Source organism: Duganella kummerowiae (assembly GCF_053572355.1).
This window is the reverse complement of record NZ_JBKFEH010000009.1, coordinates 562,284-588,872: the sequence shown is the minus strand read 5'-3', so window position 1 is coordinate 588,872 and position 26,589 is coordinate 562,284. Positions and strand designations below refer to the sequence as shown.

The following is a 26,589-nucleotide window of genomic DNA, read 5'->3' as shown; positions in this document are numbered from 1 at the left end:
GATGAAGCTGCCGAATGCGGCCTGGCCTGCCTCGCGATGATTGCAAGCTACCACGGCCACGAGCTGGACATGAATAGCATGCGCCAGCGCTTTCCGCTGTCGCTGAAGGGTGCACGCCTGTCCGACCTGGTGGCGGCGGCAGCGGCGCTGAAACTCGATACGCGCGCGCTCAAGCTGAATCTGGACCACATTGGCAAGCTTGCCCTCCCGTGCGTGCTGCACTGGGACTTCAATCATTTCGTTGTGCTGAAAGCCCTGCGCGGCGATATCGCCGTGCTGCACGATCCGGCGCGCGGCGAACACCGCATGAAGGTGGCCGAATTATCCCGCCACTTCACCGGGGTGGCGCTGGAACTGGCACCGGCGGCGGAATTCAAGCCGATGCGGGAGCGGCGGGTAGTAAAACTGGGACAACTGGTCGGACACCTGGCCGGCTGGCGTGGCAGTGTTGCCGAAATCCTGCTGCTGGCACTGGTGCTGGAACTGGCGGCCGTGGTTACGCCGCTGTACATGCAGCTGGTGGTCGATCAGGCGCTGGTGGCCATGGACCGCGATCTGGTGACGGTGCTGGCCCTCGGCTTCCTGATGCTGGCGCTGATACAGGCCGGATTCGGCGCACTGCGTTCGTGGATGGTGCTGTACCTTGGCACCCACGTCAATTTGCAGATGATGAGGAATTTGTTCCGGCACCTGATGGCGCTGCCGATGGCCTATTTCGAGCGCCGCCACCTGGGTGATATCGCATCCCGCTTCGAATCCCTGAACGCGATACAGCGGGCGCTGACCGGCAGCTTCCTTGAAGCCGGCCTGGACGGCGTCATGGCCCTCACGATGCTTGCCATGATGCTGTTGTATAGCCCGGCCCTGGCGTCCGTGGCAGTCGCCGCGTGCGTGCTGTACGCCCTGCTCCGGTTGTGCCTCTATGGTCCGCTGCAACGGGCGAGCCAGGAACATATCGAACGCGGGGCGCAGCAAAGCAGCCATTTTTTGGAATCCGTACGCGGTATACAAAGCATCAAACTGTTCAACCGGGAATTGCTGCGGCGCTCAGCTTGGCAAAACATGCTGGTTGCCAGTACCAACGCGGCAGTTCGGGCGCAAGCACTGGGATTGCTCCAGCAGGCCGGCAACACCTTGATATTCGGTGTGGAGAACGTCCTGGTAGTGTGGTTGGGCGCCAGGGCGGTCATGGATGGCTCGCTGTCGGTCGGCATGCTGTTCGCATTCATTTCCTATAAAACCGTACTGATACGGCGTGCCAGCGCACTGGTCGACCGCTACGTGGAATTCCGCATGCTCGCGCTGCACCTGGAAAGGGTGGCGGATGTGGCGCTGGCGGTCGCGGAGGACCAGACCCACCATTCTCAGAACCATTCTGTGCATGAGCTGAGTATCGAAGTCGACCGTGTCAGCTTCCGCTATGCGGACAACGAGCCGTGGGTCCTGCACAACGTCAGCTTCCAGGTACATGCCGGGGAATGCGTGGCCTTGGCTGGGCCGTCTGGGTGCGGCAAGTCCACCATGATCAAACTGTTGCTGGGCCTGCTTCGTCCGACCAGCGGCGAGATACGGATAGGCGGTGTCCCGCTGGAACAATTGGGCTACCGGCGCTATCGGGACATGATCGGCACGGTCATGCAGGACGACCAGCTGTTCGCGGGCAGCATCGGCGACAACATCAGCTTCTTCGATCCCGGTACGGATCCGGCCCGCATACAAGCATGCGCTGCCTTGGCCTCGGTCCACGACGATATAACGCGCATGCCCATGGGGTACGCAACCCTGGTGGGGGACATGGGCAATTCGCTCTCGGGCGGCCAGAAGCAGCGCATCCTGCTGGCGCGGGCGCTGTATGCGTCGCCACAACTCCTGGTGCTCGATGAAGCCACCAGCCACCTTGATGTGGAACGGGAATCCGACGTCAACCGTGCCATCGCCCAGCTACCGCTAACCCGGATACTGGTCGCGCATAGGCCTGATTCCATACGCGTCGCCCAGCGAGTGGTCATGATCAATATGGGATTTGATGATCGCCAATCTCCACCGCCACTGAATGGCTCATTGATGGGAAAGAGAAATGACTGATTTTTACCGAGGAGTTAATCATGCAAGAACTAGAAACAATGGAGTTCGCCGCCATAGCGGGCGGTATCAGTGCTGCAGACGCGGCTGGGAGCGCTGCGTTGACGCGGGCGATGGCTGGTGCGGGAGCTGCGTTCGGCGAGGGGCTGGCACTCGGGCTGGAAGCTGGCTCATGGCTAGGGCCTGCCGGCGCGGTGATAGGTGCGGCGGCAGGCGGCCTTATTGCCTACTACGCCTTTTACCGCCAAAACTCCAAATGAAGCAGCTGGCTTCCCACGGTGAAAGCGCGATATGGCCGTACGCGTGTTAGAGGTCGTATCGCTGGGCGGACCGATGCGGTGGTTGCTGCCGGTGCAGTCGTGGTCGCAAGGCCTTAGCTACGCAGCATGTTTGCTCATCGGTGCGGGGCTATTAAAGTTATTTGTTGGAATCGATCAACCAGTGCCCTGGCTACCGTGTTTGCTGGGTGCTGTAGTAGGCTCGTCAGCCTTTCTTGCTGCAGTGCTACCGGCTCACTGGCGCATCGACATCGACAACCACGAAGCCATGGATTGGGCGGAGGGACGCCTTCGTACTTATTTGCAGAAGCAAGGCTACCATCCACAGCCGCAAGCGTGCGGCATTTATGTCCCACGTCTGCCGCGATTGCTGCGCTGGCGCGAGAATGTCGTGCAGGTGCAAAAATCGGAAATGGGACTGGCTATCACCGGACCGGTATTCATACTTCGCATCCTGCGCGGCATGATGTTGCGTGAATTAGCCGCCAAATGAGGGAGTGACATGGCCGTACCAAGCCAAGCGCTTTAGGAGAGACACTTATGATGAAGGAGCAAAAATGGAAAAGCTAAATAGCGTTGAAATGGACATCGTGTGCGGTGGTGGCCTGGTGATACCTGGATCGCAGTGGGTGATTGGGCCAGATGGCCGGGCGACTTGCGTGTCGTGGTTCGCCGCTCCGGTCAAAGGTATCGATGTGCCGGGTCCGGTCGGCAGGGTTTGACCATTCCCGGCGGGCGCTGCGTTAACAGAGTGCGCGCCCGTCGCCGTCAGCGCGCCTCCGCCTGCCCCAGCGGCTGCAGACTGCGCAGGCGGACGGCGATCAGCAGCGCCAGCACCAGGCTCAGACCCAATACTTCCGCCACGCCCTGCCAGCCGCCACGGCCCCACATCACGCCGGTGGCCGAGCCGATCACGCTGGAGCCCATGTAGTAGAAAAACAGGTACAGCGCCGAGGCCAGCGCCTTGGACTGGGTGGCGCGCCGGCCCACCCAGCTGCTGGCCACCGAGTGCACCGCGAAGAAGCCGAAGGTGTACAGCGCCGTTCCCGCCACGATTAGCAGCAAATAATCGAAGGCGCCCAGCAGCAACCCGGCCGGCATGATCAGGCCCAGCATCCACAGCACCTTGCGGCGTCCCAGGCGGTCGGCCAGACGCCCCGCCCACACCGAGCTGTAGATGCCCAACAAATACAGGAAGGACACGGCGCCCACCACGCTCTGGTTGAGGTGGAATGGGGCGCCCAGCAGGCGGTAGGCGATGTAGTTGTAGTAACTGACGAAGCTGCCCATCACCAGGAAGGCCAGCGCGAACAGCCACGGCAGGCCGGAATCGCGCAGGTGCAGCCTGAGGCCGCCCGGCAGCGCACGCCAGCCGCCCGTCGTGGGCTTGAAGTGGCGCGAGGCCGGCAGGCTGCGCCAGAATTCCCAGCCCGACAGCAAACCGGCCACGCCCATGGCCGCCAGCGCCACCCGCCAGGAAAAGACATCGCTCAGCACAGAACTGAGCACCCGCCCCGCCATGCCGCCAAACGCGCTGCCGCTGATGTACAGGCCCATGGACAGTCCCAGCGAGGTCGGCTCGACTTCCTCGCTCAGGTAAGCCATGGCGATCGCCGGCATACCACCCAGCACCACGCCCAGCACGGTGCGCAGCGCCACCAACTGCCCGTAGCTCTGGGCGAAAGCGCACATCAGGGTCAGCACGGCTGCGCCCATCATGGCGCACACCATCATCGGCTTGCGGCCCAGCCGCTCGGACAGTGCGCTCGACAGCAGCAACGACCAGGCCAGCGCCGCCGTCGCGCTGGACAGCACCATGCTGCTTTGCGCCGCGCTCAGCGCGAAATGATGCGACAGCACCGGCATCAGCGGCTGCACGCAGTACAGCAGGGCGAAGCAGGAAAAGCCGCCGAAGAACAGCGCGCGGTTGGTGCGCTTGAACAGGGCGGTACCGGCGGCAATGCGGGCCGGCGGTACAGCGTCTGCGGGAGCGGCGTTCAGCGCTATGGCAAGGGAGGACATGGGCAAGCAATCCTGGGCAAACAAACGATGTCTCCATCTTAGGATTGCACAGTATTACTGTCCAATATATATTTAAGCCGTTTCTTATACTTTAAAAAGATAATGGAACTGCGCCATTTACGTTATTTCATCGCCGTTGCCGAGGAACTGAGTTTCACCAGGGCCGCCGCGCGCCTGCACATCGGCCAGCCGCCGCTGAGCCACCAGATCCAGATGCTGGAAAGCGAAGTCGGCGCCCGGCTACTGGAGCGCAGCAAGCGCTGGGTGCGCCTGACGGAGGCGGGAAAACTGTTCCTGGACGATGCGCGCCGGGTGCTGGCCCTGTCCGAACAGGCGGTGCAGACGGCGCGCCGGGTGCAGCGCGGCGAGGCCGGCGAGCTGCGCGTGGGCTTCACCTTCTCCACCCCGCTGACACCGCTGTTTGCCACCGTCGTCAACCGCTACCGCCAGCGCTATCCGGGCGTCACCCTGACCTTGAAGGAAGTATCGACCCAGCGCGGCATCGCCGCCATTGCCGCCCGCGAGCTGGACCTGGCGCTGGTGCGGCCGCCGGAAATGCCGGTGCCGGACGAGCTGGCCATGACGGCGCTGCGTCACGATCCGCTGGTGCTGGTGCTGCCGGCCGGCCATCCGCTGACACAAAAGCGCAGCATCGCGATAGACGATTTGAAGGACCAGCCGCTGGTGATGTATCCGGAAACCGTGGGCACCGGCATCCATCCCATGATCTTCCGCCTGTGCAAGCAGGCGGGCTTTTTGCCCACCATCGCCATGGAAGCCAACGAGGCCGCCACCATCATCGGCCTGGTGGCGGCCGGCTGCGGCATGTCGGTGCTGCCGGATTCGTTCTGCATCATCCAGATGGAAGGCGTGAGCTACCGCCCGCTGGACGATCCGGAAGCGGTCAGCTCACTGCTGATGGTGCGCCGGCGCGACGATGGCTCGCCGCTGGCGCAAGGCTTTGTCGCGCTGGCCCTGGAAGCGGCGCACGGCAACCAGAGGCTGCGCCAGGGCGGCCGGGGCCGTCCTGGCGCAGCCTAGTTGTAGTCGGCTTCGAGTTCAAAGCCGGCATAATTCTCCAGCTCGGCAAACAAGGTCTTCATGGCCGTGCGGCCGGGGATGTGCTGGATCACGGTGCAATTGTCGCGGTAGCTGGCGATGCGGTCCAGCAGCACCGGGTGGTGCTGCACCGGCACCTTGGCCACCAGTTCGGCCCAGCCCTGCTCGAAGTCGGGCTTGTTCTTGCGCACCGCCTTGACGAAGCGTTCGAACTCCTTTTGTCCGGTGCGCGCGACGATGCGCCCGCCCCCTTCGATGGCGAAGATGATGGCCAGAGCAATCACGCCTTCCGCGTTCAGGTCGGCATCCTGCACCGGTCCTTCGCTGTTGTGGCGGCGCAGCCAGCCGGCCAGGCGCACGATGGCCTGCACTTCCTGGCGCTGGCGCAGCTGGGTCGCATAGCGCGCCGTGCCGTCCCAGTTCTGGTTGGGATCGGTGGCGCAAATGTCGAAGAACAGGTCGCGCAGGCGGCGCTGGGCGTACACCGGGTCGGTGTCGTACTCGCCGACCAGGGCGTCCTCGGGCAGCGCCGACAAGTCCTTGATCATGCGGAAGCCGTGCTGGAAAGCCACCTCGGCGCCATGCTCGATCAGGAAGTCCAGGCCGGCGATGTCGCTGTCGTCGGCCAGGGCGTTATCCAGGCCCAGCGACACGCAGCCCACCGTCAGCTGCAGCGCGCGCTGTATGCCCTCGGCGGTGCGGTCGTTGGTGAACTTCTGCGCCACCATGGCGGTGACGCCGGACAGCTCGTCGGCCAGGCCCACGGCCGCGTCATCATCCGGCGTGTAGCGGAATTGCTTGATGGCGCGGGTCAGGCGCGGCAGGTTTTCTACGATTAATGCTGGCAGCATGTGTGCACCACCGATCACGAGAAGATATTGGTGCCCATGCTGCGGCGGGCGCCGGCGCGGCCCGCGCCACGGGTGGACGGCACTTGCTTGCGCAGGCGGTACAGCAGTTCCTTGGTGGAGCGCTGCAGGATGGACGGTTCCTCGTCGGGATCGTCGTTGTACTCGGCATCGGCCAGGTCGGCGCTGTGGCGGAATTCCGGGAACAGCTCGAACAGGGCGCGGTCCCAGCCATCCTCGGAGGCCTTCACCAGCGAGATGGCAAGCGGCACCACGTCGTTATCGGAGGAGGTCTGGCCGGTCAGGTAGGGCCCCTTGGAAATGACCTCGCCGGCCACCTCCAGGATTTCCTTGGGCGCCATGGAGAACAAAATGGCGAAGATGGTGGCGCCATGGTCGGTGGCGGAAGCAGCGGCCAGCAGCTCGTTCTGGCGCTCCTCGTCGTCGTTGGCGTACACCACGCCGTGCACGTGCGAGAACAGGGCCTCGGCGATGCGCTCCGGGTCGTCCTCGATCTGGTCGTCGGACCAGGTGGCGGCGTAGAAGGCCAGGCTGTCGGCCCAGGCCTTGGGCGGCACCAGCAGGGTCGCCAGCGACATCTTGCCGCCGTCGAAGCCGGCCATGTGCAGCGCCGTCACCTGCGGCGGAATATTGTTGAGAACCTCGACCACGGCCAGGTCGCCATACTGGTCGGCGGCTTCGGCAAAGGCCTGCTCGGCATGGCCCAGCGAGCCAGCCAGCACCAGTTCGGTGACCTGCTTGCTCAGCGCGGGCAGATTGCTGGTTTGCTTATCGTCCGCCATGCTTATTCTCCATCCTGATCGAACATCTGGGCGAAGTCATCGGCCACGCCATCCTCATCGTGCACGTCGTCGCCGTCGTCGTTGGCAGATAGCTGTTCCAGCGACTGGTCGTCGTCATCCCACTTGCGCGGGTTCTTGAACAGGAAGGCGGTGATGATGGCCTGGCGCGCCAGTTCCGGGTGGCTGTCCTGCAGCGCCTCGTACATGCGGGCCGGCGCCTCGCCCTTGCAGGAGGCCATGGCGAACACGCGCGCCGGGTCGCCGAACTCGTAATCCTCGGCCTCGGCCAGCAGGCCCTTGGGATCGTTGAATTCGATGTGGTCCACCAGGGCGAAGGCCAGCATGTTGACATCCTCGATGCCGCCGCCGCTGGCGTACTCGGACACCAGGGCGTCTATCATGCGTTTATAGTTCTTGTGGTCCGGGGGATCGCCCAGGATACCCTCGATCTGGCCCTCCAGCTCGCGCGACTGGTAGGCGAATTCAGGGTGTACTTTTCTCATTGTGTGTCTTTCCGTTATAACGTTGCGCCGGCCTTATTCGGCCGGCAGCACGGTGCCGTGCAGGTTGAAGATGCCGCGCCACAGCTGGTAAGCCTCGGCTTGCGCATCGATCACGATGCGGTGGTTGAGGCTCTGGTTGTATTCCTCGCGCCTGGCCGGGTCCGACAGCACCTCGTAGGCCTTGGCTATGGCCTTGAAGCGGGCGTCGGCGCCCGGCTCCTGGTTGCGGTCCGGGTGGTAGCGCATGGCCAGCGAGCGGTAAACCTTCTTGATTTCCTCGTCCGAGGCATTGGGCGCGACACCGAGCACATTGTAATAATTTTCCATAATGGAAACTCTTAGCCCTGAAATTTAAACGTTCAAAGACGAATTATCCTATAGAACGGCGGCGATCGCCGAGTTTCGGCCCATCATCCTGCCGCACTGCGGCATTTCCCCCAGGGGATACGGTAAAATGCCCTTTACTCGATTTTTGCCCAAACAACTTACAGATGAGCAACGACAAAAACAGCACCGCGCCTGTCCCGCCTTCCAACTTCCTGCGCGCCATCGTGGAGTCCGACCTGGCGGCCGGCACCCACACCCGCGCCGGCTTGCCCAGCGTCATTACCCGCTTCCCGCCCGAGCCCAACGGCTATTTGCACGTGGGCCACGCCAAGTCGATCTGCCTGAACTTCGGCCTGGCGCGCGACTACGGCGGCCGCTGCAACCTGCGCTTCGATGACACCAACCCGGCCAAGGAAGAGCAGGAATACGTCGACACCATCATCGACAGCGTCAAGTGGCTGGGCTTCGACTACGACTATCCCAAGGCGGACGGCGGCGTCGAGCATCACCTGCACTACGCCTCGGACTATTTCGAGCAGCTGTACCAGATGGCTGAATACCTGATCCAGCAAGGTTATGCCTACGTGGACAGCCAGTCGGCCGAGGAGATGGCGGCCAACCGCGGCAACTTCAATACCCCCGGCAAGAATTCGCCGTTCCGCGACCGTCCGCGCGAGGAATCGCTGCAGCTGTTCCGCGACATGCGCGCCGGCAAATACGCCGACGGCGAGCACATCCTGCGCGCAAAAATCAGCGAGGACGCCATGTCCTCGCCCAACATGAACATGCGCGATCCGGCCATCTACCGCATCCGCCACGCGCACCACGTGCGCACCGGCGACGCCTGGTGCATCTACCCGATGTACGACTACACGCACCCGATCTCGGACGCGCTGGAAAACATCACCCACTCGATCTGCACCCTGGAATTCCAGGACCACCGGCCGTTCTACGATTGGCTGCTGGAGACCCTGTCCAAGGGCGGCTTCTTCCAGATGCCGGTACCGCGCCAGTACGAATTCTCGCGCCTGAACCTGACTTATGTGGTGACCTCCAAGCGCAAGCTGCGCCAGCTGGTGGAAGAAAAGATCGTGGACGGCTGGGACGACCCGCGCATGCCCACCATCGTCGGCCTGCGCCGGCGCGGCTACACGCCGGAAGCGATCCACCTGTTCTGCGAGCGCATCGGCGTGACCAAGGCCGACGGCTGGATCGACATGAGCACCCTGGAAGGCTGCGTGCGCGAAGACCTGGACCCGAAGGCGCCGCGCGCCACCGCCGTACTGCGCCCCCTCAAGCTCATCATCGACAATTATCCGGAAGGCCAGAGCGAGGACTGCACTTCGCCAGTCCACCCGCACCACCCGGAAATGGGCGTGCGCACTTTCCCCATCACGCGCGAGCTGTGGATAGAGGAAGAAGATTTCATGGAAGTGCCCAGCAAGGGCTATTTCCGCTACTACCCGCCGGCCGACGGCAAGCCCGGCAGCCGGGTGCGCCTGCGCCACGGCTACGTGACCGAGTGCACCGGCTTCGACAAGGACGAAAACGGCAAGGTGGTGGCGGTGCACGTCAACTACTTCCCCGATTCCAAGTCGGGCACGCCGGGCTCGGACAACTACAAGGTCAAGGGCAACATCCACTGGGTCTCGGCCGCTACCGCGCTGCAGGCCGAGGTGCGCCTGTACGACCGCCTGTTCAGCGATCCGCACCCTGACGCCGGCGGCAAGGACTTCATGGCCGCCCTGAATCCCAACGCCAAGGAAGTGGTGACCGCCTACCTGGAGCCTGGCATGGCCGCCGCCGCGCCCGACCAGCGCTTCCAGTTCGAGCGCCACGGCTATTTCGTGGCCGACCGGGTCGACAGCCAGCCCGGCAAGCCGTTGTTCAACCGCATCGTCACGCTCAAGGATAGCTGGGTCGCCAAGTAAGCCCTGCGCATCCCGCACCAAGCCGGCCCCGTGGCCGGCTTTTTTGTGCGCGGGCTTGCTGCAAACGCACAATTCGTCCTGAACAGAGTATCAAATATGCAAATTTTCTTGACTTAAATCGATAAGGTTTTTATATTCAAAAAAACACAACTTAACTTCTTGACAAGGCACGCCATGGCCGTCCCGCTGGTGCACAAGTTGCTGCAGTCGCGGCCCCAGCTGGCCTTGTGGGCCGGCGTGCTGCTGTCACTGGGCGTGGGCGGAGTGCTATACGTGGCGACGGTGCAATCGGTCGAGCACGATGCGCGCGACCGCTTCGAACAGCAGGCGCAAAATGTGCAATACAGCATAGCATCGCGCATCAATGCCTATACCGACGTACTGCGCGGCGCTGCCAGCTTCTTCCAGGCCAGCGACGGCGTCAGCCGCGCTTCCTTCCACCGCTATGTGCAAGGCCTGGCGCTGGCCGAGCACTTCCCCGCCCTGGATAACATCAATTATGCCGAACACGTGACGGAAGCCGAGCGCGATGCGTTCGAACGGGCCGCGCGCGACAGCGCGGAGCCGCACCGCGACGGCCATGCCGGCTTCCACATTTTCCCGCCCGGGCGGCGCGCCGAGTACGCCGTCATCACCCTGATCGAACCGCTGGCGCCATTCCGCGACCGCATCGGGCTGGACATCGCGGCCCGCCCGCACGTGGCCAGGGTCACGGCGCAGGCACGCGACAGCGGCGGCGTGGCCACCTCCGGCCTGCCGATCGATATCCTGCACGGGGCCGGGCTGGCCATGCGCCTGCCGGTCTACCGCAGGGACGCGCCGCTGCACGATGTGGCGCAGCGCCGCGCCGCCTACCTGGGTTCCGTCGGCATCGGCTTTTCCGTGCCGCGCCTGATCGACGGCGCGCTGGAACAGATGCCCACCCATAACGTGCGCCTGACCCTGTACGACAGCGGCGTGCCCGGTGAACCCGGCGGCGGCGAACGCCTGCTATTCGACAGCGCCGGCGGGCGCGCGTCCAGTCCGGCCCGGCCGGCCGCGCAGTTCGTCGCGGTGCTGCCGCTGGACTTCAACGGCCGCCAATGGCGGGCCCGCTTCAGCGCCGGCAAGGATGAATGGACCAGCCGCTTCGACGACTACCTGCCCTGGCTGGCCATGCTGGCCGGATTCGTTGCCACCCTGCTGTTCTACCTGCTGTTCCACTCGCTGTCCTCGTCGCGCCTGCGCGCCATCAAGATGGCCAAGGCCATGACCAAGGAACTGCGCGACAGCCAGGCCAAGCTGCAGCTGTCGCACCACAAGCTGCGCCGCCTGGCGGCCCACGCCGACCAGATCAAGGAACAGGAGCGCAAGCGCATCGCCCGCGAAATCCACGACGACCTGGGCCAGAACCTGCTGGTGCTGCGCATCGAGGCCGACCTGCTGGCCACCCGCACCCGCCACCGCCACCCGCGCCTGCATGCGCGCGCCTGCGCCAACCTGGCCCAGATCGACAGCACCATCCGCAGCGTGCGCGCCATCATCAACGACCTGCGCCCCACCGTGCTGGACCTGGGCCTGGGCGCGGCGGTGGAATGGCAGATCGCCCAGTTCCGCCAGCGCTCGGGCATCGCCTGCGAGCTGGCCGGGCACGAGCAGGATATCCGGGTCGACGAACACTGCGCCATCGCCCTGTTCCGGGTGCTGCAGGAGTCGCTGAGCAACATACTCCAGCATGCGCGCGCCAGCATGGTGCGGGTCGAGCTGGGCCAGCACGGCGGCAAGGTGTGCATGACCATCAGCGACAACGGCATCGGCCTGCGCGACAGCGCGCGCAACAAGAAAGGCTCGTTCGGCCTGGTCGGCATGGCAGAGCGCATCAGCCTGCTGGGCGGGGTGTGCTCCATCACCGGCACCCCGAACGCCGGCACGGTGGTGTCGGTGTCGGTCCCGCTGCAGCGGCCGTCCGTGCTGTCGCATGCGGACATCCAGGCCGACTGGCAGGCCATGCACGACCCGGCTTGAAACACGTTTCGGCACGTGCGCAACACTAGCGTGACGCTAGCGTTGCGCACCGCCAGAGGGAGATCCAGGGCACTGAAAATTTCCGGAATGAAGATTGATAAAAATCAAGTATCGCTGCCCCTTGCAAATCCAGAATCCATTGAGCTTGTTCTTTTTCAACCCAGATGTACCCCCCAACAGCAAAGGAGATCGCCATGAACGCCCACGCCATGCAAGCCATTGCCGCCCTCGACCTGGAGCCGATCAAGGTCAAGCTGATGCACCAGGAGTCCGGAGAAGGATGGACCCTGGAACATGCCAACGCGGTGGAATCCGAATACCGCCGCTTCCTCTACCTGATGCACGAGTTCCCCACCGAGCAGACCGCCCCGCTGATGGACGTGGACACCTTCTGGCACTACCACATCCTGGACACCATGAAGTACGCGGCCGATTGCGAAGCCGTGTTCGGCTACTTCCTGCACCACTTCCCCTACATCGGCCTGCGCGGCGGGGATGACGAGGCGGCCCACCAGCGCGTGGGCCTGCGCATGCAGGAGCTGTACGAGCAAACCTTCCAGGAGCCCTATCGCGCGCCCGGCGCCGCCAGCGCCTACTCCGGCAGCCCGGGTGCGGTGGGGGCCGCGCTGGCCTACTCGGGCAGTCCGGGCAAGACTGCCTACTCCGGCAGCCCCGGCATCACGGCGCAGGCCGCCTACTCGGGCAGCCCGGGGCTGGTAGCCTATTCCGGCAGCCCCGGCAAGGTGGCGTATTCGGGCAGCCCTGGCAAGGCCCAGACCGCCTACTCCGGCAGCCCCGGCGTGACAGCCCAGACCGCCTATTCCGGCAGCCCGGGCGCGGCGGCCGCGGTGCAGGCGGCGGCCGCCATCGCCCAGGCCCGGCTATCGGGCTTCTACAGCGAGCGCCCGCGCCTGGCCGCCAACTGAGGCTGGCGCGCCACGCGGCGGCGCATGGCGCGCGCAAGCGGGCAAAACGGTGGCATACTGGGCATGGACCACATTGAGGAGCACATCATGGCCATCAATTCCGTCACCTCCAGCGCCAACTCCGCCGTGCCCCAGGCCACGTCGGTACGCCAGGCCGAAGCCACCCAGGAAGCCAGGCGCCCCGAGCCGCCGCCAGCGCCCGTGCAGCAGGTGCAAGCCACGCCATCCTCGGTCAACGACCGCGGCGAACGCATCGGCACCACCATCAGCACCACGGCCTGACCTGGCAGCGTGCACAAACGACAACGGCGCGAACCAGTTCGCGCCGTTGTCGTTTTATTGCCCTGAGCTTGGCCTCAGGCAGCCATCATCTCGCGCAGTTCGCGGATGCTGAAGTCGCTGATCTCGTGCATGCGGATCAGGATGGTGGCGCCGATCGGCAGGGTGTTGTGGCGGATCTTGCTGATGACCGGCGGCGCCACTTCCAGGGCGCGCGACAGGGCCGCATCGTTTTTCAGTTGCAGCTTCTCAATGATGGCATCCAACACGCGGTTGGGATTGTAGGTGGGGGAGGCAGTGATTTCTTTGAGAGACGACATGATAGATCGATAAGTTATGGATGTTTTGTGCTAAAAAACAACACTTGGTATAAAAATTATGGCGCTGTGTCATGGGTGTGCTCGGGAAGACGCCAGCATCCATGCGGCGTTTCCTGCGCTCGGGCCGAATGATACACGCTAAGGTTAAGGAATAGCTAACTCAGCAGCGGTTTCTGTGAGATTGTGTGAGATTCTAACTCGTTTTTTTGTGCTAGCAACTACTTCCTTGCTAGAAATGGTATAAATTTTTGTAAAGGAGCTGTGTCAAGAGGTATTGCCGCACGCACACACCACTCGACCGCCAGCATGACGTCTATGGCGCGAGGGCACTGGGGATGAGCAGGCCGCAGCCTGCCTGGGAGAGGAAACTATCTTGTAACTTTGACACATAAGTCGCGCCAGGGGCAAAAAACGCGCGATTTTCTTTACATGGATTTACATGTCAGTTGGGATAACGCCACAGCCACGGTGGGATAGCGCAGGCGCAGGCCCAATTCCTCCTTCAGGCGGCGGTTGCGCAGGCGGCGTGATTCCGACATGAAGGACAGCAGGGCCGGCGTCACCACCCGTTCCAGCTCGGCGCGCGGCAGGCGTGGCGGGCGCGCCATGCCATGGGCGTCGGCCACGGCGTCGAAATACTCGGCCATGCGCATTTCGCTGTCGTCCACCGCGTTGTAGACCCGCTGCGGGCGGCCCCGCACCAGGGCGCGCGCAATCGCGGCCGCCAGGTCGTCGGCGTGGATATGGTTGGTGTAGACATCGTCCTCGGGGCGCAGGGCCGGGGTGGCGCGGCGCAGCCGTTCCAGCGGCAGGCGGTCGGCAGCATAAATGCCGGGCACGCGCAGGATGGACAGGTGGCCGCCGCGGCGCACGGCCCAGGCCCGCAGCACACGCTCGGCGTCGGCGCGGCGCAGGGCGCGCGCGTTGCGCGGTGCGGCCGGCCGGCTTTCATCTATCCAGGCCCCGCCGCAATCGCCATACACCCCGCTGGTGCTGACATAAACCAGACGCGCCCGCTCAGGTAAAATGGCGCTCAGATGGCGGGTGCGGCGGTCCAGCGCGCCTTCCGGCTGCGGCGGCGCCAGGTGCACCACGGTGTGCGCCAGTCCGGCCAGGCGGCCCAGGGTGGATTGCTGATCGAGGTCGGCCACGATGGGCACGGCGCCGGCGGCGCGCAATTCGGCGCGCCGCTCCGGCCGGCTGGTGACGGCAAAGATGCGGTAGCGCCCTGCCAGCAAGGGCAGCAGGCGCATGCCGACGTCGCCGCAGCCCAGTATCAGCAGGCGCGGCAAGCCTGCGGTGTGCTTGGTTTTTTTCATATTCAAGGATTGTATGACGTTTCACATCACTGTACAGCCCAGCGGGCGCCAGTTCAGCTGCGACGAAGACGAAACCGTGCTGGCGGCCGCCATGCGGGCCGGCGTCGGCCTGCCCTACGGCTGCAAGAACGGCGCCTGCAGTTCCTGCAAGGGCAAGGTGCTCAGCGGTTCCGTGACCCACAAGTCGCACCAGGAACGGGCCCTGAGCAAGGACGAGGAAGCGGCCGGCCAGGCCCTGTTCTGCTGCGCCACGCCGCACAGCGACCTGGTGATCGAGGCGCGCGAGGTGGCCGGCAGCGACGAATATCCGGTGCGCAAGATGCCGACCCGCGTCAGCAGCATCGAAAAAGTCGCGCCCGACGTGGTGGTGCTGACCCTGCAGCTGCCCGCCAACGAGAGCCTGAAATACCGCGCGGGTCAGTACATCGAATTCATGCTGCGCGATGGCAAGCGCCGCAGCTACAGCATGGCCACCGCGCCGGACAGCGGCCAGCCGCTGTCGCTGCACATCCGCCACCTGCCGGGCGGCCTGTTCACCGACCAGGTGTTCACCACCATGAAGGAACGCGACATCCTGCGCTTCGAAGGCCCGCTGGGCACCTTCTTCGTGCGCGACGACAGCGACAAGCCCATGGTGCTGCTGGCCTCCGGCACCGGCTTCGCGCCCATCAAGGCCATCGTCGAGCACCTCAAGGCGCAGCAGTCCACGCGCCCGATGACGCTGTACTGGGGCGGACGCCGCCCGCAGGACCTGTACATGGACGCCTTGTGCCGCCAGTGGGAAAGCGAACTGCCCAACTTCAGGTACGTGCCGGTGGTGTCGGCCGCGCTGCCCGAGGACCAGTGGCAGGGCCGCACCGGCTTCGTGCACCAGGCCGTGATGGACGACCTGCCCGACCTGTCCGGCCACCAGGTGTACGCCTGCGGCGCGCCCATCGTGGTGGAATCGGCCAAGCGCGATTTCACCGCCCGCTGCGGCCTGCCGGACGAGGAATTCTACGCCGACGCCTTCACCACCGAAGCCGACCTCCACCAGCCCTGATCCACCCGCGCGGGCCGGGGGCGCGGAATCCCCCCGGTTCCGCGCCCCGAAAGCTTTCATGCCCGCCACCGCCACGTCCAACGGCTTTGCCGTCCTGCAGCACCGCAATTTCGCCTTCTACCTGTCGGCCCGCACCCTGGGCACCATCGCCGTCCAGATGCAGAACGTGGCGGTCGGCTGGCAGGTGTACGCCATGACGCGCAACCTGTTCGACCTGGGCCTGATCGGCCTGGCCCAGTTCGCCCCCTTCCTGGCCCTGATCCTGATCGCCGGCCACACGGCCGACCGCTACAACCGCCGCAACATCATCGCGCTGACCATGACGGCGCAGCTGCTGTGCGGCCTGGCCCTGCTGGCGTTCGCGCTGGCGGGACTGCAGGTGGTGTGGCCCATCTTCGCGGTGCTGGTGCTGTACGGCAGCGCGCGCGCCTTCATGGGACCGGCCACCCAGGCCATCCTGGTCAACCTGGTGCCGGCCCACAGTTTCACCCAGGCGGTGGCGCTCAGCTCCTCGGCCCAGCACGTGGCCGTGATCCTGGGGCCGGTGCTGGGCGGCCTGCTGTACCTGGCCGGGCCGACCACGGTATATACGGTTTCCTCCTCGATGCTGCTGGTGGCCGTGTGCGCCATGTGGCTGACCAGCCGCGTGCCGCAGATCACGCGCAAGGAGCCGGTCAGCTGGCACACCGTGTTCGAGGGCCTGCGCTTCGTGTGGTCGCGCCCCATCGTGCTGGGCGCCATGTCGCTGGACCTGTTCGCGGTGCTGTTCGGCGGCGCCACCGCCCTGCTGCCGGCGCTGGCGCACGACGTGCTGCACGCCGGTCCCACCGGGCTGGGCTTGCTGCGGACCGCGCCCGGGGTGGGCGCGGCGGTGTGCTCGGTGCTGCTGGCCTTCAGGCCGATCACGCGCCGGGTCGGGGCCTGGATGCTGGGCGGAGTGGCGGTATACGGCATAGCCACCATCGTGCTGGGATCGTGCGGGAACATCGTGGTGGCGCTGGCGGCGCTGGTGCTGATGGGCGCGGGCGACATGATCAGCGTGTTCGTGCGCCACCTGCTGGTACAGTACGAGACGCCGGATGAAATCCGCGGCAGGGTCAGCGCCGTCAACTCGGTGTTCATCGGGGCCTCGAATGAATTGGGCGAGTTCGAGTCCGGCATCACGGCGGGCTGGCTGGGACTGGTGCGGGCCGTGGTGTTCGGCGGCGCCGCCACGCTGGGCGTGGTGGGCGCCTGGGCCGTGCTGTTCCCGGCCCTGTCGCGCATGGACCGCTTCCCGCATGCAGACAAGGAGCAAGCAGCATGAAGCTGCCCAGGTTGCCGAAGTTGCCGCTGTCACGCTTCGTCCACGCCCGTCCGCACCTGAGCCTGGCTTTCGTGCTGGGCGCGGCGCTGGCGCCGCTGCTGCCGGATCACTGGGACTGGGTCACCCGCCTGCTGGTGTGCTGGGACAGCGGGGTGTGGCTGTACCTGCTCACCATGGGCTACATGATGTGGCGCGCCGATCACGAGGATGTGCAGCGCATCGCGGCGCGCCAGGACGAGCGCTCCGGCGTGATCCTGGCCACCCTCAGCGTGGCGGCGCTGGCCAGCCTGGCGGCCATCGTGTCGCAGCTGTCGGCGCTCAAGGACATGGGGCTGGAGCAGCGCGCCGGCCACTACGTGATCGTGGTGGCGACCCTGGCCGGCTCCTGGTTCCTGCTCGGCACCCTGTTCTGCGTGCACTACGGCCATGCGTACTACAACGATGAAGGCGGGCAGCCGCCGCTGGCATTCCCCGACCAGGACGTGCAGCCCGATTACTGGGACTTTCTGTACTTCTCGTTCACCATCGCGGTGGCGGCCCAGACTTCGGATGTCGCGGTGCGCTCGCGCCAGGTGCGCCGTGCGGTGCTGGCGCAATCGGTGCTGAGTTTTTTCTTCAACCTGGCCGTGCTGGGGCTGTCGATCAATATTGCCGCTTCCCTGGTCAATAACTGAGGGCATGCTCCAGAGTGAAGTATTTAACTGGTGCTTAAGGCTGGAAGGAGTAAGATGGACTTGCAGTCAACAACCAGGAGCACCTTATGCAGATCAACATCAATGCAGACAAAACCATCGAACGCCATGCCGGCCTGGACCAGCATGTAGAGACTGTAGTGAACAACGCCCTGCACCGCTTCGGCGAGCAGATCACCCGCGTCGAAGTCCACCTGAGCGACAACCTGGGTCAAAAATCCGCCGACGGCGACAACCGCGTGCTGATGGAAGCGCGCGTCACGGGCCAGCAGCCGATCGCCGTGAGCGACCATGCCGCCACCCTGCACCAGGCCATCGGCGGCGCCGCCGACAAGCTGAAACGCTCGGTGGACAGCGTGCTGGGCAAGCTGCACGACGCCAAGCGCCACGCCGTGCCCACCGCCGAGGTGGTGGCCGATGTCGCAGATACCGACGGCGCATAACACCCTCCCCCGCGCGGCCGCCGGCCGCGCATGCATCATCAGGCAGCGTCTTGCGCCAGCTGGCGCAAGTACTGCAAGCCCTTTACCGCGCGGCTGCCATACCAGGACAGCATCTCCCCATCGACCAGCAGCACCGGCTTGCCCGTCAGCGCTTCCAGCGCGTCGGCGTGCGCCTGCGTGAAGCGGTATCGCTCGGTGGACAGCAGCACCAGGTCCAGCCCACGCACCAGTTCCTCCGACCAGGCGAAGCGCGGATAGCGCTGCGCGCCCAGCGCGGGCACCTGCCAGCCGATTTCCTCCAGCATGGCCGCGATATAGGTGTCGCGCGACACCGTCATCCACGGGTCTTGCCAGATGCAGTACAGCACCCGCTGCGGCGGCCCTTTGGGCTGCGCGCGCAGCGCCGCATGCGGGCCTGCGGCGCGGACGCGTGTACGGCGCCCAGGGCGTCGGTGAGTTTCATCAAATTTACAAGTCCTTGCTGAAAATTTACAAGCGGCCGGATCGCGCGCCGCGCCGCCTTTGCGCTATGATGGCCCAAGGTTTCGGAACCAGGAAGACGAACTTGAAACAAATCAGCACCTTCGGCGCCTCGCGCTACCAGGTCGGCGACCTGCAGCTGCTGCGCGACGGCGCCGACGACGCGCCCATCGCGCGCCTGCTGGCGCCCTGCCCCGTGGTCTGGCTGGACACTGGCCAGTCGGTGGAGGAATCGAGCCGCGCGCGCCTGTACATCCTGCTCAGCGGCGCCCTGTCGGTGGCCACCGACACCCGCACCGGCATGTCCGACGGCACCGTCAGCAAGGTGCTGCCGGGCGAAAGCGTGGGCGAGCAGTCGGTGCTGGACGAGGAAGCGAACCTGTCCTCGATCACGGCGCTGGCGCCGTCCGAGCTGCTGGTGATCGAGGCCGAGCTGGTGTGGCGGCTGATCGATGAATCGGACGTCCTGGCCCGTAACCTGCTGCGCCTGCTGTCATTCCGTATCCGCGCCGCCAACGCCCAGCTGCGGCGGCGCCAGAAGCTCGGTGAATTCTACCGTCAGCTGTCCATGGTGGATGGCCTTACCGGCCTGTACAACCGGGCCTGGCTCAACGACCTGCTGCCCTCCATGGTGACCACCGCGCACGGCACCCAGGCCCCGCTATCGCTGATCATGCTGGACCTGGACCACTTCAAGCGCTTCAACGACAGCCACGGCCACCTGGCAGGCGACCAGGCCCTGCGCACCGCCGCCCAGGTGCTGAGCGGGGCGCTGCGGCCGACGGATTTCGCGGTGCGCTACGGCGGCGAGGAAATGATGGTGCTGCTGCCAGATACGCCGGACACGGTGGCGGTGGCGGTGGCCGAGCGCCTGTGCGAGCGTATGCGCCAAGCCCTGGTGTTTGCCGACATGCGGCTGCCGCTGCCGCACATCACGGCCTCGTTCGGGGTGGCCGCGCTGCAGCCGGACCAGGACGAGCACGCCTTGATCGCGGCGGCTGACGCGGCCCTGTACCGCGCCAAGGAAAGCGGGCGTAACCGGGTGGCGCGGCAGGAGCTGGCGGCATAGAAAGGCGGCGCGCCCATGCCGGTTCTGCTGCCTAAGCCGCCTTGGCCTGGCCTGGGCCGGCGCCGGCCGCCTGCTTGATCTGGTCCTGCTGGGCGCTGGTGAAATCGGCAAAGCCTTGCTGCACCAGGTCGTAGGTCTTGTCGATATTGCTGGCGATATCGCCATTGAGCACACCGAGGCCCTGCAGCACCTCGCGCGCCTCCTTGAAGCCCTGCTCCACGCCTTTCTTGATGGTGGCCATGAAACTGTTGAGCGCCTCGCCATCTTCCATGCCGGGATTCTGCTGCTTGTAGGCGCCCAGGAAGGCGGTGGACAGGGACACGATGCGGCCGGCCGTGCCCTCCGGCGTATTGTCCTGGGACATGGCGTTCTGGATGGCGTCCTCGCCGAAGTCGGCCTTGAGCGCTTCGTTGATGCCGTTCAATGCCGTCTTCAGCAGCACCGACATCGGTTCGTTGCCGGAGTTGATGGAGACCGACAGCGAGGATTGTACGATGGCGGCGTTGAACTGGGCCTTGGCCTTGGCGGTGGCCGAGACCGGGGCGCTGTCCTGGGCGCCGTCCGCCCTGGCGGCGCTGTTGGCGGCAAGGTCGGCCGCGCGGGCGGAAGATGAATTGGTGGCGCTGACGGGATTTGCCATGTTGCCCTCCTGTTCCGGCATACTGTGTACTTCGCCCCATTATCGGCACTTTCCAAAAAAACTGTAGCACCCTATGAGCACACAGACTTTCCTCTGGCACGACTATGAGACTTTCGGCGCGCGGCCGCGCAGCGACCGCCCGGCCCAGTTCGCCGCCATCCGCACCGATGCCGAGCTGAACGAGATAGGCGATCCCATCATGCTGTACTGCCAGCCGGCCAATGATTACTTGCCGGATCCACAATCCTGCCTGATTACCGGCATCACCCCGCAGCAATGCCTGGAATGGGGCGTGCCCGAGCACCAGTTCGCGGCCACCATCGAACAAGCTTTCTCCCAGCCCGGCACTATCGGCGTGGGCTACAACACCATCCGCTTCGACGACGAGGTGACCCGCTTTCTGTTCTGGCGCAACCTGATCGACCCCTATGCCCGCGAATGGCAGAACCAGTGCGGGCGCTGGGACTTGCTGGACGTGGTGCGCATGACCTACGCCCTGCGTCCGGAAGGGATAGAGTGGCCGCAGCACCCGGACGGACGGCCCAGCTTCAGGCTGGAAGACCTTGCGCGCGCCAACGGCCTGCTGCACGAGGCCGCGCACGACGCGCTGTCGGACGTGCGCGCCACCATCGCGCTGGCGCGGCTGATACGCTACAAGCAGCCGCGCCTGTTCGATTTCTGCTTCGCCCTGCACAAGAAGGACCGCGTGGCGGACGAGATCGGCATGCATTTGGCGCCGGCCCTGCGCGCGCCCTTCCTGCACGTGACCGGCATGTTTCCGGTGGAGCGCGGCTGCCTGGGCCTGGTGTTCCCGCTGGGCATGCATCCGACCAACAAGAACGAGGTGCTGGTATGGGATTGCGCCCACGATCCCAGCGAGCTGTATGCGCTGGACCCGGACACGGTGCGCACCCGTATGTTCACCCGCAGCGACGCGCTGCCGGAAGGCATGACCCGCCTGCCCATCAAGAGCATCCACATCAACAAGTCGCCCATGCTGGTGGCCAACCTGAAGACGCTGACGCCCGCCATGGCGGCGCGCTGGGGACTGGACCTGGAACAGGGCCGCGCGCACGCGGCCGTCATTGCGGCCGGGCCCGACCTGTCGGCGCTGTGGGAACAGGTGTTCTACCGCCCGCCGGGCGAACCGCTGGACGTGGATGAGGATTTGTACAACGGTTTTGTCGGCAAGGAGGACCGCCGCCTGCTGGATCAGCTGCGGCGCGAAAGTCCCGCGCGGCTAGCGGCGGCCTCGCCGGCCTTCAGCGATGGCCGCCTGGGCGAGCTGCTGTTCCGCTACCGCGCGCGCAACTTCCCCGACACCTTGAGCGAAGCCGAGCACGAACACTGGGAACAGCACCGCGCCGCCCGACTGTACGAGGGCGAAGGCGGGGCCCGCACGGTGGACCAGCTGTTCGGCGAGCTCGATGAACTGCAGGCAAGCGCCGACGAGCGCGGCGAGACCATCCTGGCCGCGCTGGCCGAGTACATCGAGATCGTGGCGCCGGCGCAGTACTAGCGAGGCAGCATGGACTGCCGGCGGCAGTGACGCGCATTATCCACCTGCCGGACCGGGATGCTCCTCATGCCCCGCGCCGGCCACACATCATTGCCGCGTACGCGGCAATCCATGCCGAGCTTCCAGGCCAGGAACTCAGGCGCGGTGGGCGTTGATGGCGTCGCGCGTTTCCTGGGCCACGCGGCGCGCGGCGGCGGCGAAGTCCTCGCCCGCCTGCGGCGCCGCGTACAGGATGGCGCGCGAGGAATTGATCATCATGCCGGCGCCGTTGGCGCTGCGGCCAGCCTTGACGGTGGCTTCGATATCGCCGCCCTGGGCGCCGATGCCGGGCACCAGCAGCGGCATGTCGCCGACAATGGCGCGCACCTGGGCCAGCTCCTGCGGGAAGGTGGCGCCCACCACCAGCGCGCACTGGCCGCTCTTGTTCCATTTTTCCGCCACCAGGCGCGCCACATGCTGGTACAGGGGCTGGCCGTTCACGTCCAGGAACTGCAGGTCGGAACCGCCCGCGTTGGAGGTGCGGCACAGGATGATCACGCCGCGTTCGGCCCACTCCACGTAGGGCTCGACGGAATCGAAACCCATGTAGGGATTGACGGTGACGGCGTCGGCGCCATAGCGCTCGTAGGCTTCGCGCGCATACTGGCGCGCGGTGGCGCCGATGTCGCCGCGCTTGGCGTCCAGGATCAGCGGCAGGTGCGGGTAGTGCTCGCGCGCGTAGGCGCAGATGCGTTCCAGCTGGTCCTCGGCGCCCAGCGCCGCGAAATAGGCGATCTGCGGCTTGAAGGAGCAGGCCAGGTCGGCGGTGGCGTCGATGATCTCGCGGCAGAAGTGGTAGATGCCTTGCGGGTCATTGCGGAACTGGGCCGGCAGGCGTTCCACGTCCGGATCCAGGCCCACGCACAGCAGGGACTCGTTGCCGCTCCAGGCAGCATTCAGTTTCTCGATAAATGTCATGGCGCGCTCCCGGCTGTGATTGCAAACCCGCTATTGTAGCGCGCCCCGGAGCCGCTGTTAAAATTTGCCGGGTCTCCACTCCAACAGAAAGCATTCCATGAAACTGTCGAATCAAGTAGCCATCGTCACCGGCGCCACCCAGGGCATAGGCCTGGCCTGCGCGCGCCGCCTGGCGGCCGAGGGCGCCCGCGTCATGCTGGTCGACATCAAGCCTGAGGGCGAGCAGGCCGCGCGCGAGCTGGGCGGCGAGGCCCGCTTCTTCGCCGCCGACGTCAGCCAGAAAGCCGACGTGGACGCCATGGTGGCCGCCACCATCGCCGCCTACGGCCGCATCGACATCCTGGTCAACAACGCCGGCGTGACCCACGCCGCCGACTTCCTCGACCTGGCCGAGGAGGATTTCGACCGCGTGCTGCGCATCAACCTGAAGTCCATGTTCCTGTGCGGCCAGGCGGTGGCGCGCCACATGGTCAAACAGGGCAGCGGCTCCATCATCAACATGTCCAGCGTGAACGCGGAACTGGCCATCCCCAACCAGGTGCCCTATGTGGTGTCCAAGGGCGCCATCAACCAGCTGACCAAGGTCATGGCCCTGAACCTGGTGCGCCACGGCGTGCGCGTGAATGGCATCGGCCCCGGCACCATCCTGACCGAGCTGGCCAGGCAGGCCGTGATGGCCAGCCCGGAGGCGCGCCACACGATATTGTCGCGCACTCCCATGGGGCGCTGCGGCGAGCCTGAAGAAGTGGCTTCCATCGCGGTCTTCCTGGCCAGCGCCGACGCCAGCTACATGACCGGACAGACCCTGTACGTGGACGGCGGCCGCATGGCGCTCAACTACACCGTGGCCGTCGAATAAAGTGTAGTTATAGTTCAGGATGATGACTGGTATCCGCAATGGCAATTAGACATATAACGGAGGGAACCGCATAATTACACCTGTCTCCACTATTCTCCTCCAAGAAAATAGTTTTAAGCCCGCTCAACAGCGGGCTTTTTTTTTATCTGTCATTACGGCGTAACAAACCATCCCTATACTGGCCACATCTTCGATACATCGCAACCGATAGGCATGATTGAAGATGCGGTGCGCCGGCCTGCCGGCGCACCAGTCCCCTTATCGTGGAATGCTGCCGCCGCAGCGTGCCGCTTGTTTGTTCGTGTTGTCCGTGTGTTGTTTACTGCTCAGTCTCTTGCCTCATCATGGGTATTTACCGGCCCGCTGCCTGCAGCGGGCCTTTTTTTTCCGGACATGGTATTGTTTTCATTTTTCGCGCAAGGTTGCCCGTGTTGAAACAATTAATCCTGACTTCGTCGCATGCCCGGCTGCGCTACTGGACTGCGATTACGCTGTATCTTCTGATACTGATACTGGGCTCGCTGCCCGGCGCCCGCCAGGATATCGGCCAGGTCGCCACCGGCGTGGTGCTGCATTCGATTGCCTATGCCGGCCTGGCGTTCCTCGTGTTTACCGGTGTCGGCGGCAGTCCGGCGCGGCGCGCCGTGCTGGCCGTGGCCCACATTGCCGTGATGGGGGCGTTGGACGAATATGTCCAAAGCTTTTTCCCCTACCGCCATGCGGCGGTGTCGGACTGGGCCGTCGATTGCACGGCGGCCAGCCTTACCGCCTTGGTACTGTGGCTGCTCTGGCGCCGCCGGCCGCCGGCCTAGTGCGAGGTCGACGTCCTGGCGCAGCTGCAGCAATTGCTCGGCCTTGGCCACCCGAACCAGGCTGTACAGGGTGTGTGCGTACCAGTGCCGCAGGCGCGCGTCGGCGGCGTCGCCCAAGGTGAAGTCGATTAGCTCTTCGATAATGCGGTCTGTCACGAGTGTCAACATATCGGGTGTCCTATAAAGTGATACCCGACAATTATTGCGTGGTGTAAATCCGTTGCGGTTGAGTTTGGTCAAACCTATCGCGCGACGATAAAGCGCGTTCGATTGAGGCAGCGCAAAGCTGTACGGACCCGAGAGAACCAAGCGCGCCGCCTCTCCCTCTTAACGGTGTCACAACCATCGTCATGAGGAGATCGACATGAATATCAAGCAATCTGTAGGACGGCAGGCGGCCGCCTGCCTGGCAGCGGCCTGGCTGGTGGTGGCGTCCGGCTGCAGCAACCTGGGTGGCAGCGGCAGTTCAAGCAGCTATGGCAGTGGCAGCGGTTCCGGCAGCGCAGGCACCAGCACCACCGGCAGCGGCAGCGGATCGGGCAGCACCCCGGCCGGCAGTTCGGAAGGCAGGAATAGCGGCAGCACAGGCGTGACCGGCGCCGGCAGCAGTTCCAGCGGCACTGGCAGTGGCTGGGGCAGCACCGGCGCCAGCAGTAGCGCCGGCAGCAGCGGCGCGGGAAGCGGCAGTAGCAGTGGCGGCATGGCCGGCGCCAGCGCAACCCAGGCCAGCTATGGCACCGTGCAAGCCATCGACCAGATGTCGCGCCAGGATGCGGGCGTGGGCGTGACCGGTTCGGCTGGCGCGGCGGCGGCCGGCGGCGGCAGCGGCGGCTCGCCCACCGACAAGGTGTACCGGGTCACCATCAAGCTGGACGACGGCAGCAGCCAGATGGTGGTGGTGGACAGCCAGCCCGGCTACCAGATCGGCGACCGGGTCCGCTATAGCAACGGGACGGTGGAGCGCTACTAGTAAGGCCGCTAGTACAGCTGCTCGACCTGGTAGCCGCGCCGCTTGAGCAGCTGCGGCACGCCCTCGTCGCCCACCAGGTGCAGCAGGCCCACGCCCACGAAGGCGACCTGGTCCTGCTGCATGATGCGCTCTATCGAAGTGGCCATTTCCGGGTTGCGTTGGCCCAGCAGCACGCTGTGCATGAAGGCAGCCGATACCGATTTGCCCTTGGTCAGCTCACGCAGCACGCCATCGATGCGCGGACGGTCGGCGCGGCTCCAGGCCTCGATCAGTTCCTGCGATTTCTTGAGCGAGTTGCCATCCTCCAGGTCGGCCAGGTTTTCCAGCATATAGGTTTCCTGCTTCTGCTCGTCCAGCTGGTCGAACAGGCTGAGCTGGTAATCGGCGCTCTCCAGCTCGCGCACGGCCTTGGATTGCTTTTGCGCCACGTCCAGCAGCGCGTATTCCACACCCTGGCTGCGCTGGTAGCCATGGCGCTCCATTTCCATCCCCACCAGCATGTTGGCGATCAGCCAGGGCTTGTACTGCTGCACCGACTGCAGCGAGACGCCGGCGCGGGCCAGCGCCGTCACCAGCTTGTCCAGCGCGGCCCTGGACAGGTGGCGCTGCACGCTGTCGCCTTCCGGATAGCGGCCGTGGCGGGCCAGCGCCAGCTGGAAGGGCTGCTCCTCGCGGATGTCGAGTTCGATCACGAGCGCGCGCGAGTCCTGCAAGGCGCGCGACACCACCGGTTCCAGCGGATAGAAAGCGTCCTTGCCGACGTGGATGGTGCCGAACAGATAGCTGGTCTTGCCCTCATGCTGGACCCGGTACAGGGCCCCGCGGCGCGGCTGCACAGCTTCGGACGAAATTTCCACGCTCTCGACTGCGTAGACGGCGTGGGCGGCGGACTGGCCCAGGACCAGGGCGAGTAAAATGGAACGCAAAAACTTAGGCATGCGGCATCCCTGCCCGGCAGCGCGCAGGCAGCCGGGATAAGCGGTTTGAAGAGGGGGTTTGGATTTCTTATGGTAAAGCAGGTCTGCGGCCGGGAAAATATTTTTTGGAGAAAATCCCTTAATCTCAGCAAAATTCAGACACTTCGATAGCGGTCCGACAA

At 65.0% G+C, this 26,589-nt stretch carries 27 protein-coding genes and 1 pseudogene; 17 read left to right on the top strand and 11 right to left on the bottom strand.

Translation table 11 applies throughout. The features are described from left to right. The 3 genes from ACLB1G_RS13635 to ACLB1G_RS13625 form a co-directional block, all read left to right on the top strand. A partial coding sequence (locus ACLB1G_RS13635; RefSeq protein WP_491627750.1) for a peptidase domain-containing ABC transporter occupies positions 1-2,085 on the top strand: 2,085 nt, incomplete at its 5' end. 20 nt (positions 2,086-2,105) lie between these two features. Continuing rightward, the gene (locus ACLB1G_RS13630; protein WP_491627749.1) at positions 2,106-2,342 is read left to right on the top strand and encodes an ornithine carbamoyltransferase; all 237 of its coding nucleotides are present in this window, start codon (positions 2,106-2,108) and stop codon (positions 2,340-2,342) included. Between the two features lie 31 nt (positions 2,343-2,373). Continuing rightward, entirely contained in the window at positions 2,374-2,853 is a 480-nt protein-coding gene (locus ACLB1G_RS13625) for a hypothetical protein (RefSeq protein ID WP_491627748.1), read from the top strand. Between the two features lie 275 nt (positions 2,854-3,128). Here the strand turns inward: ACLB1G_RS13625 and ACLB1G_RS13620 are convergent, their stop codons facing one another. Then, complete coding sequence (locus ACLB1G_RS13620; protein WP_491627747.1) at positions 3,129-4,382, bottom strand: MFS transporter; 1,254 nt, start codon at positions 4,380-4,382, stop codon at positions 3,129-3,131. A gap of 102 nt (positions 4,383-4,484) precedes the next feature. Between ACLB1G_RS13620 and ACLB1G_RS13615 the strand changes: the two genes are divergently transcribed. Next, positions 4,485-5,423 (top strand): LysR family transcriptional regulator, encoded by a 939-nt coding sequence (locus ACLB1G_RS13615; protein ID WP_491627746.1) that lies wholly within the window; start codon positions 4,485-4,487, stop codon positions 5,421-5,423. On the opposite strand, the gene ACLB1G_RS13610 is transcribed toward ACLB1G_RS13615, so the two are convergent. Genes ACLB1G_RS13610 through ACLB1G_RS13595 form a run of 4 tightly spaced genes read right to left on the bottom strand, consistent with a single transcriptional unit; the run spans position 5,420 to position 7,922 of the window. Beyond that, on the bottom strand, positions 5,420-6,292 hold the full coding sequence (locus ACLB1G_RS13610; RefSeq protein ID WP_491627745.1) for a hypothetical protein: 873 nt from the start codon (positions 6,290-6,292) through the stop codon (positions 5,420-5,422). The genes ACLB1G_RS13615 and ACLB1G_RS13610 overlap by 4 nt on opposite strands. 14 nt (positions 6,293-6,306) lie before the next feature. Further along, on the bottom strand, positions 6,307-7,092 hold the full coding sequence (locus tag ACLB1G_RS13605) for a hypothetical protein (RefSeq protein WP_491627744.1): 786 nt from the start codon (positions 7,090-7,092) through the stop codon (positions 6,307-6,309). A gap of 2 nt (positions 7,093-7,094) precedes the next feature. Beyond that, positions 7,095-7,595 carry a hypothetical protein gene (locus ACLB1G_RS13600; RefSeq protein ID WP_491627743.1) on the bottom strand — a complete coding sequence of 167 codons (501 nt, stop codon included), beginning with the start codon at positions 7,593-7,595 and terminating at the stop codon, positions 7,095-7,097. A 33-nt stretch (positions 7,596-7,628) separates the two neighbouring features. Continuing rightward, positions 7,629-7,922: a DnaJ domain-containing protein gene (locus tag ACLB1G_RS13595; protein ID WP_491627742.1), complete on the bottom strand. Its 294-nt coding sequence runs from the start codon at positions 7,920-7,922 to the stop codon at positions 7,629-7,631. Between the two features lie 164 nt (positions 7,923-8,086). Between ACLB1G_RS13595 and ACLB1G_RS13590 the strand changes: the two genes are divergently transcribed. From ACLB1G_RS13590 to ACLB1G_RS13575, 4 genes are all read left to right on the top strand, one after another. Beyond that, positions 8,087-9,853, top strand: a complete 1,767-nt coding sequence (locus ACLB1G_RS13590; protein ID WP_491627741.1) for a glutamine--tRNA ligase/YqeY domain fusion protein — start codon at positions 8,087-8,089, stop codon at positions 9,851-9,853. Between the two features lie 174 nt (positions 9,854-10,027). Beyond that, positions 10,028-11,857, top strand: a complete 1,830-nt coding sequence (locus tag ACLB1G_RS13585) for a CHASE domain-containing protein (RefSeq protein WP_491627740.1) — start codon at positions 10,028-10,030, stop codon at positions 11,855-11,857. 194 nt (positions 11,858-12,051) lie between these two features. Then, a complete protein-coding gene (locus tag ACLB1G_RS13580) occupies positions 12,052-12,783 on the top strand; it encodes a glycine-rich domain-containing protein (protein ID WP_491627739.1) in 732 nt (243 codons plus the stop codon). A gap of 87 nt (positions 12,784-12,870) precedes the next feature. Beyond that, positions 12,871-13,065, top strand: coding sequence for a hypothetical protein (locus ACLB1G_RS13575; RefSeq protein WP_491627738.1), 195 nt, complete (start codon positions 12,871-12,873; stop codon positions 13,063-13,065). Between the two features lie 74 nt (positions 13,066-13,139). On the opposite strand, the gene ACLB1G_RS13570 is transcribed toward ACLB1G_RS13575, so the two are convergent. Together ACLB1G_RS13570 and ACLB1G_RS13565 are read right to left on the bottom strand one after the other, a co-directional pair. After that, positions 13,140-13,382 (bottom strand): hypothetical protein, encoded by a 243-nt coding sequence (locus ACLB1G_RS13570; RefSeq protein ID WP_491627737.1) that lies wholly within the window; start codon positions 13,380-13,382, stop codon positions 13,140-13,142. 425 nt (positions 13,383-13,807) lie between these two features. After that, entirely contained in the window at positions 13,808-14,701 is an 894-nt protein-coding gene (locus ACLB1G_RS13565) for an SDR family oxidoreductase (RefSeq protein WP_491627736.1), read from the bottom strand. A 13-nt stretch (positions 14,702-14,714) separates the two neighbouring features. Here ACLB1G_RS13565 and ACLB1G_RS13560 point away from each other — a divergent pair, with 13 nt between their 5' ends. From ACLB1G_RS13560 to ACLB1G_RS13545, 4 genes are all read left to right on the top strand, one after another. Next, entirely contained in the window at positions 14,715-15,743 is a 1,029-nt protein-coding gene (locus ACLB1G_RS13560) for a CDP-6-deoxy-delta-3,4-glucoseen reductase (RefSeq protein WP_491627735.1), read from the top strand. 58 nt (positions 15,744-15,801) lie between these two features. Continuing rightward, complete coding sequence (locus tag ACLB1G_RS13555; RefSeq protein WP_491627734.1) at positions 15,802-17,049, top strand: MFS transporter; 1,248 nt, start codon at positions 15,802-15,804, stop codon at positions 17,047-17,049. Further along, the gene (locus ACLB1G_RS13550) at positions 17,046-17,723 is read left to right on the top strand and encodes a DUF1345 domain-containing protein (protein WP_491627733.1); all 678 of its coding nucleotides are present in this window, start codon (positions 17,046-17,048) and stop codon (positions 17,721-17,723) included. Before ACLB1G_RS13555 ends, ACLB1G_RS13550 begins: the two co-directional genes overlap by 4 nt. Before the next feature lie 86 nt (positions 17,724-17,809). Continuing rightward, on the top strand, positions 17,810-18,184 hold the full coding sequence (locus tag ACLB1G_RS13545; protein ID WP_491627732.1) for an HPF/RaiA family ribosome-associated protein: 375 nt from the start codon (positions 17,810-17,812) through the stop codon (positions 18,182-18,184). Between the two features lie 38 nt (positions 18,185-18,222). On the opposite strand, the pseudogene ACLB1G_RS13540 reads toward ACLB1G_RS13545, so the two are convergent. After that, positions 18,223-18,591: pseudogene (locus ACLB1G_RS13540) on the bottom strand (helical backbone metal receptor); the annotation flags it as partial. Between the two features lie 158 nt (positions 18,592-18,749). Here ACLB1G_RS13540 and ACLB1G_RS13535 point away from each other — a divergent pair. Beyond that, positions 18,750-19,733 carry a GGDEF domain-containing protein gene (locus ACLB1G_RS13535; RefSeq protein ID WP_491627731.1) on the top strand — a complete coding sequence of 328 codons (984 nt, stop codon included), beginning with the start codon at positions 18,750-18,752 and terminating at the stop codon, positions 19,731-19,733. 31 nt (positions 19,734-19,764) lie between these two features. Here ACLB1G_RS13535 and ACLB1G_RS13530 read toward each other — a convergent pair whose 3' ends face one another. Then, entirely contained in the window at positions 19,765-20,373 is a 609-nt protein-coding gene (locus ACLB1G_RS13530; protein ID WP_491627730.1) for a DUF5610 domain-containing protein, read from the bottom strand. Between the two features lie 73 nt (positions 20,374-20,446). Here ACLB1G_RS13530 and sbcB point away from each other — a divergent pair, with 73 nt between their 5' ends. Continuing rightward, positions 20,447-21,892 carry an exodeoxyribonuclease I gene (gene sbcB, locus ACLB1G_RS13525; protein ID WP_491627729.1) on the top strand — a complete coding sequence of 482 codons (1,446 nt, stop codon included), beginning with the start codon at positions 20,447-20,449 and terminating at the stop codon, positions 21,890-21,892. Between the two features lie 135 nt (positions 21,893-22,027). Here sbcB and pyrF read toward each other — a convergent pair whose 3' ends face one another. Next, positions 22,028-22,849, bottom strand: coding sequence for an orotidine-5'-phosphate decarboxylase (gene pyrF, locus ACLB1G_RS13520; protein WP_491627728.1), 822 nt, complete (start codon positions 22,847-22,849; stop codon positions 22,028-22,030). Between the two features lie 97 nt (positions 22,850-22,946). On the opposite strand from pyrF, the gene ACLB1G_RS13515 reads away from it, so the two are divergent. The 3 genes from ACLB1G_RS13515 (at position 22,947) to ACLB1G_RS13505 (ending at position 25,490) form a co-directional block, all read left to right on the top strand. After that, entirely contained in the window at positions 22,947-23,708 is a 762-nt protein-coding gene (locus ACLB1G_RS13515) for an SDR family NAD(P)-dependent oxidoreductase (protein WP_491627727.1), read from the top strand. A 428-nt stretch (positions 23,709-24,136) separates the two neighbouring features. Further along, positions 24,137-24,520 (top strand): VanZ family protein, encoded by a 384-nt coding sequence (locus ACLB1G_RS13510; RefSeq protein WP_491627726.1) that lies wholly within the window; start codon positions 24,137-24,139, stop codon positions 24,518-24,520. Positions 24,521-24,884: 364 nt separating this feature from the next. Further along, positions 24,885-25,490 carry a hypothetical protein gene (locus ACLB1G_RS13505; RefSeq protein WP_491627725.1) on the top strand — a complete coding sequence of 202 codons (606 nt, stop codon included), beginning with the start codon at positions 24,885-24,887 and terminating at the stop codon, positions 25,488-25,490. 8 nt (positions 25,491-25,498) lie between these two features. Here the strand turns inward: ACLB1G_RS13505 and ACLB1G_RS13500 are convergent, their stop codons facing one another. Further along, positions 25,499-26,428 carry a TraB/GumN family protein gene (locus ACLB1G_RS13500; protein WP_491627724.1) on the bottom strand — a complete coding sequence of 310 codons (930 nt, stop codon included), beginning with the start codon at positions 26,426-26,428 and terminating at the stop codon, positions 25,499-25,501. Between the last annotated feature and the right edge of the window lie 161 nt (positions 26,429-26,589).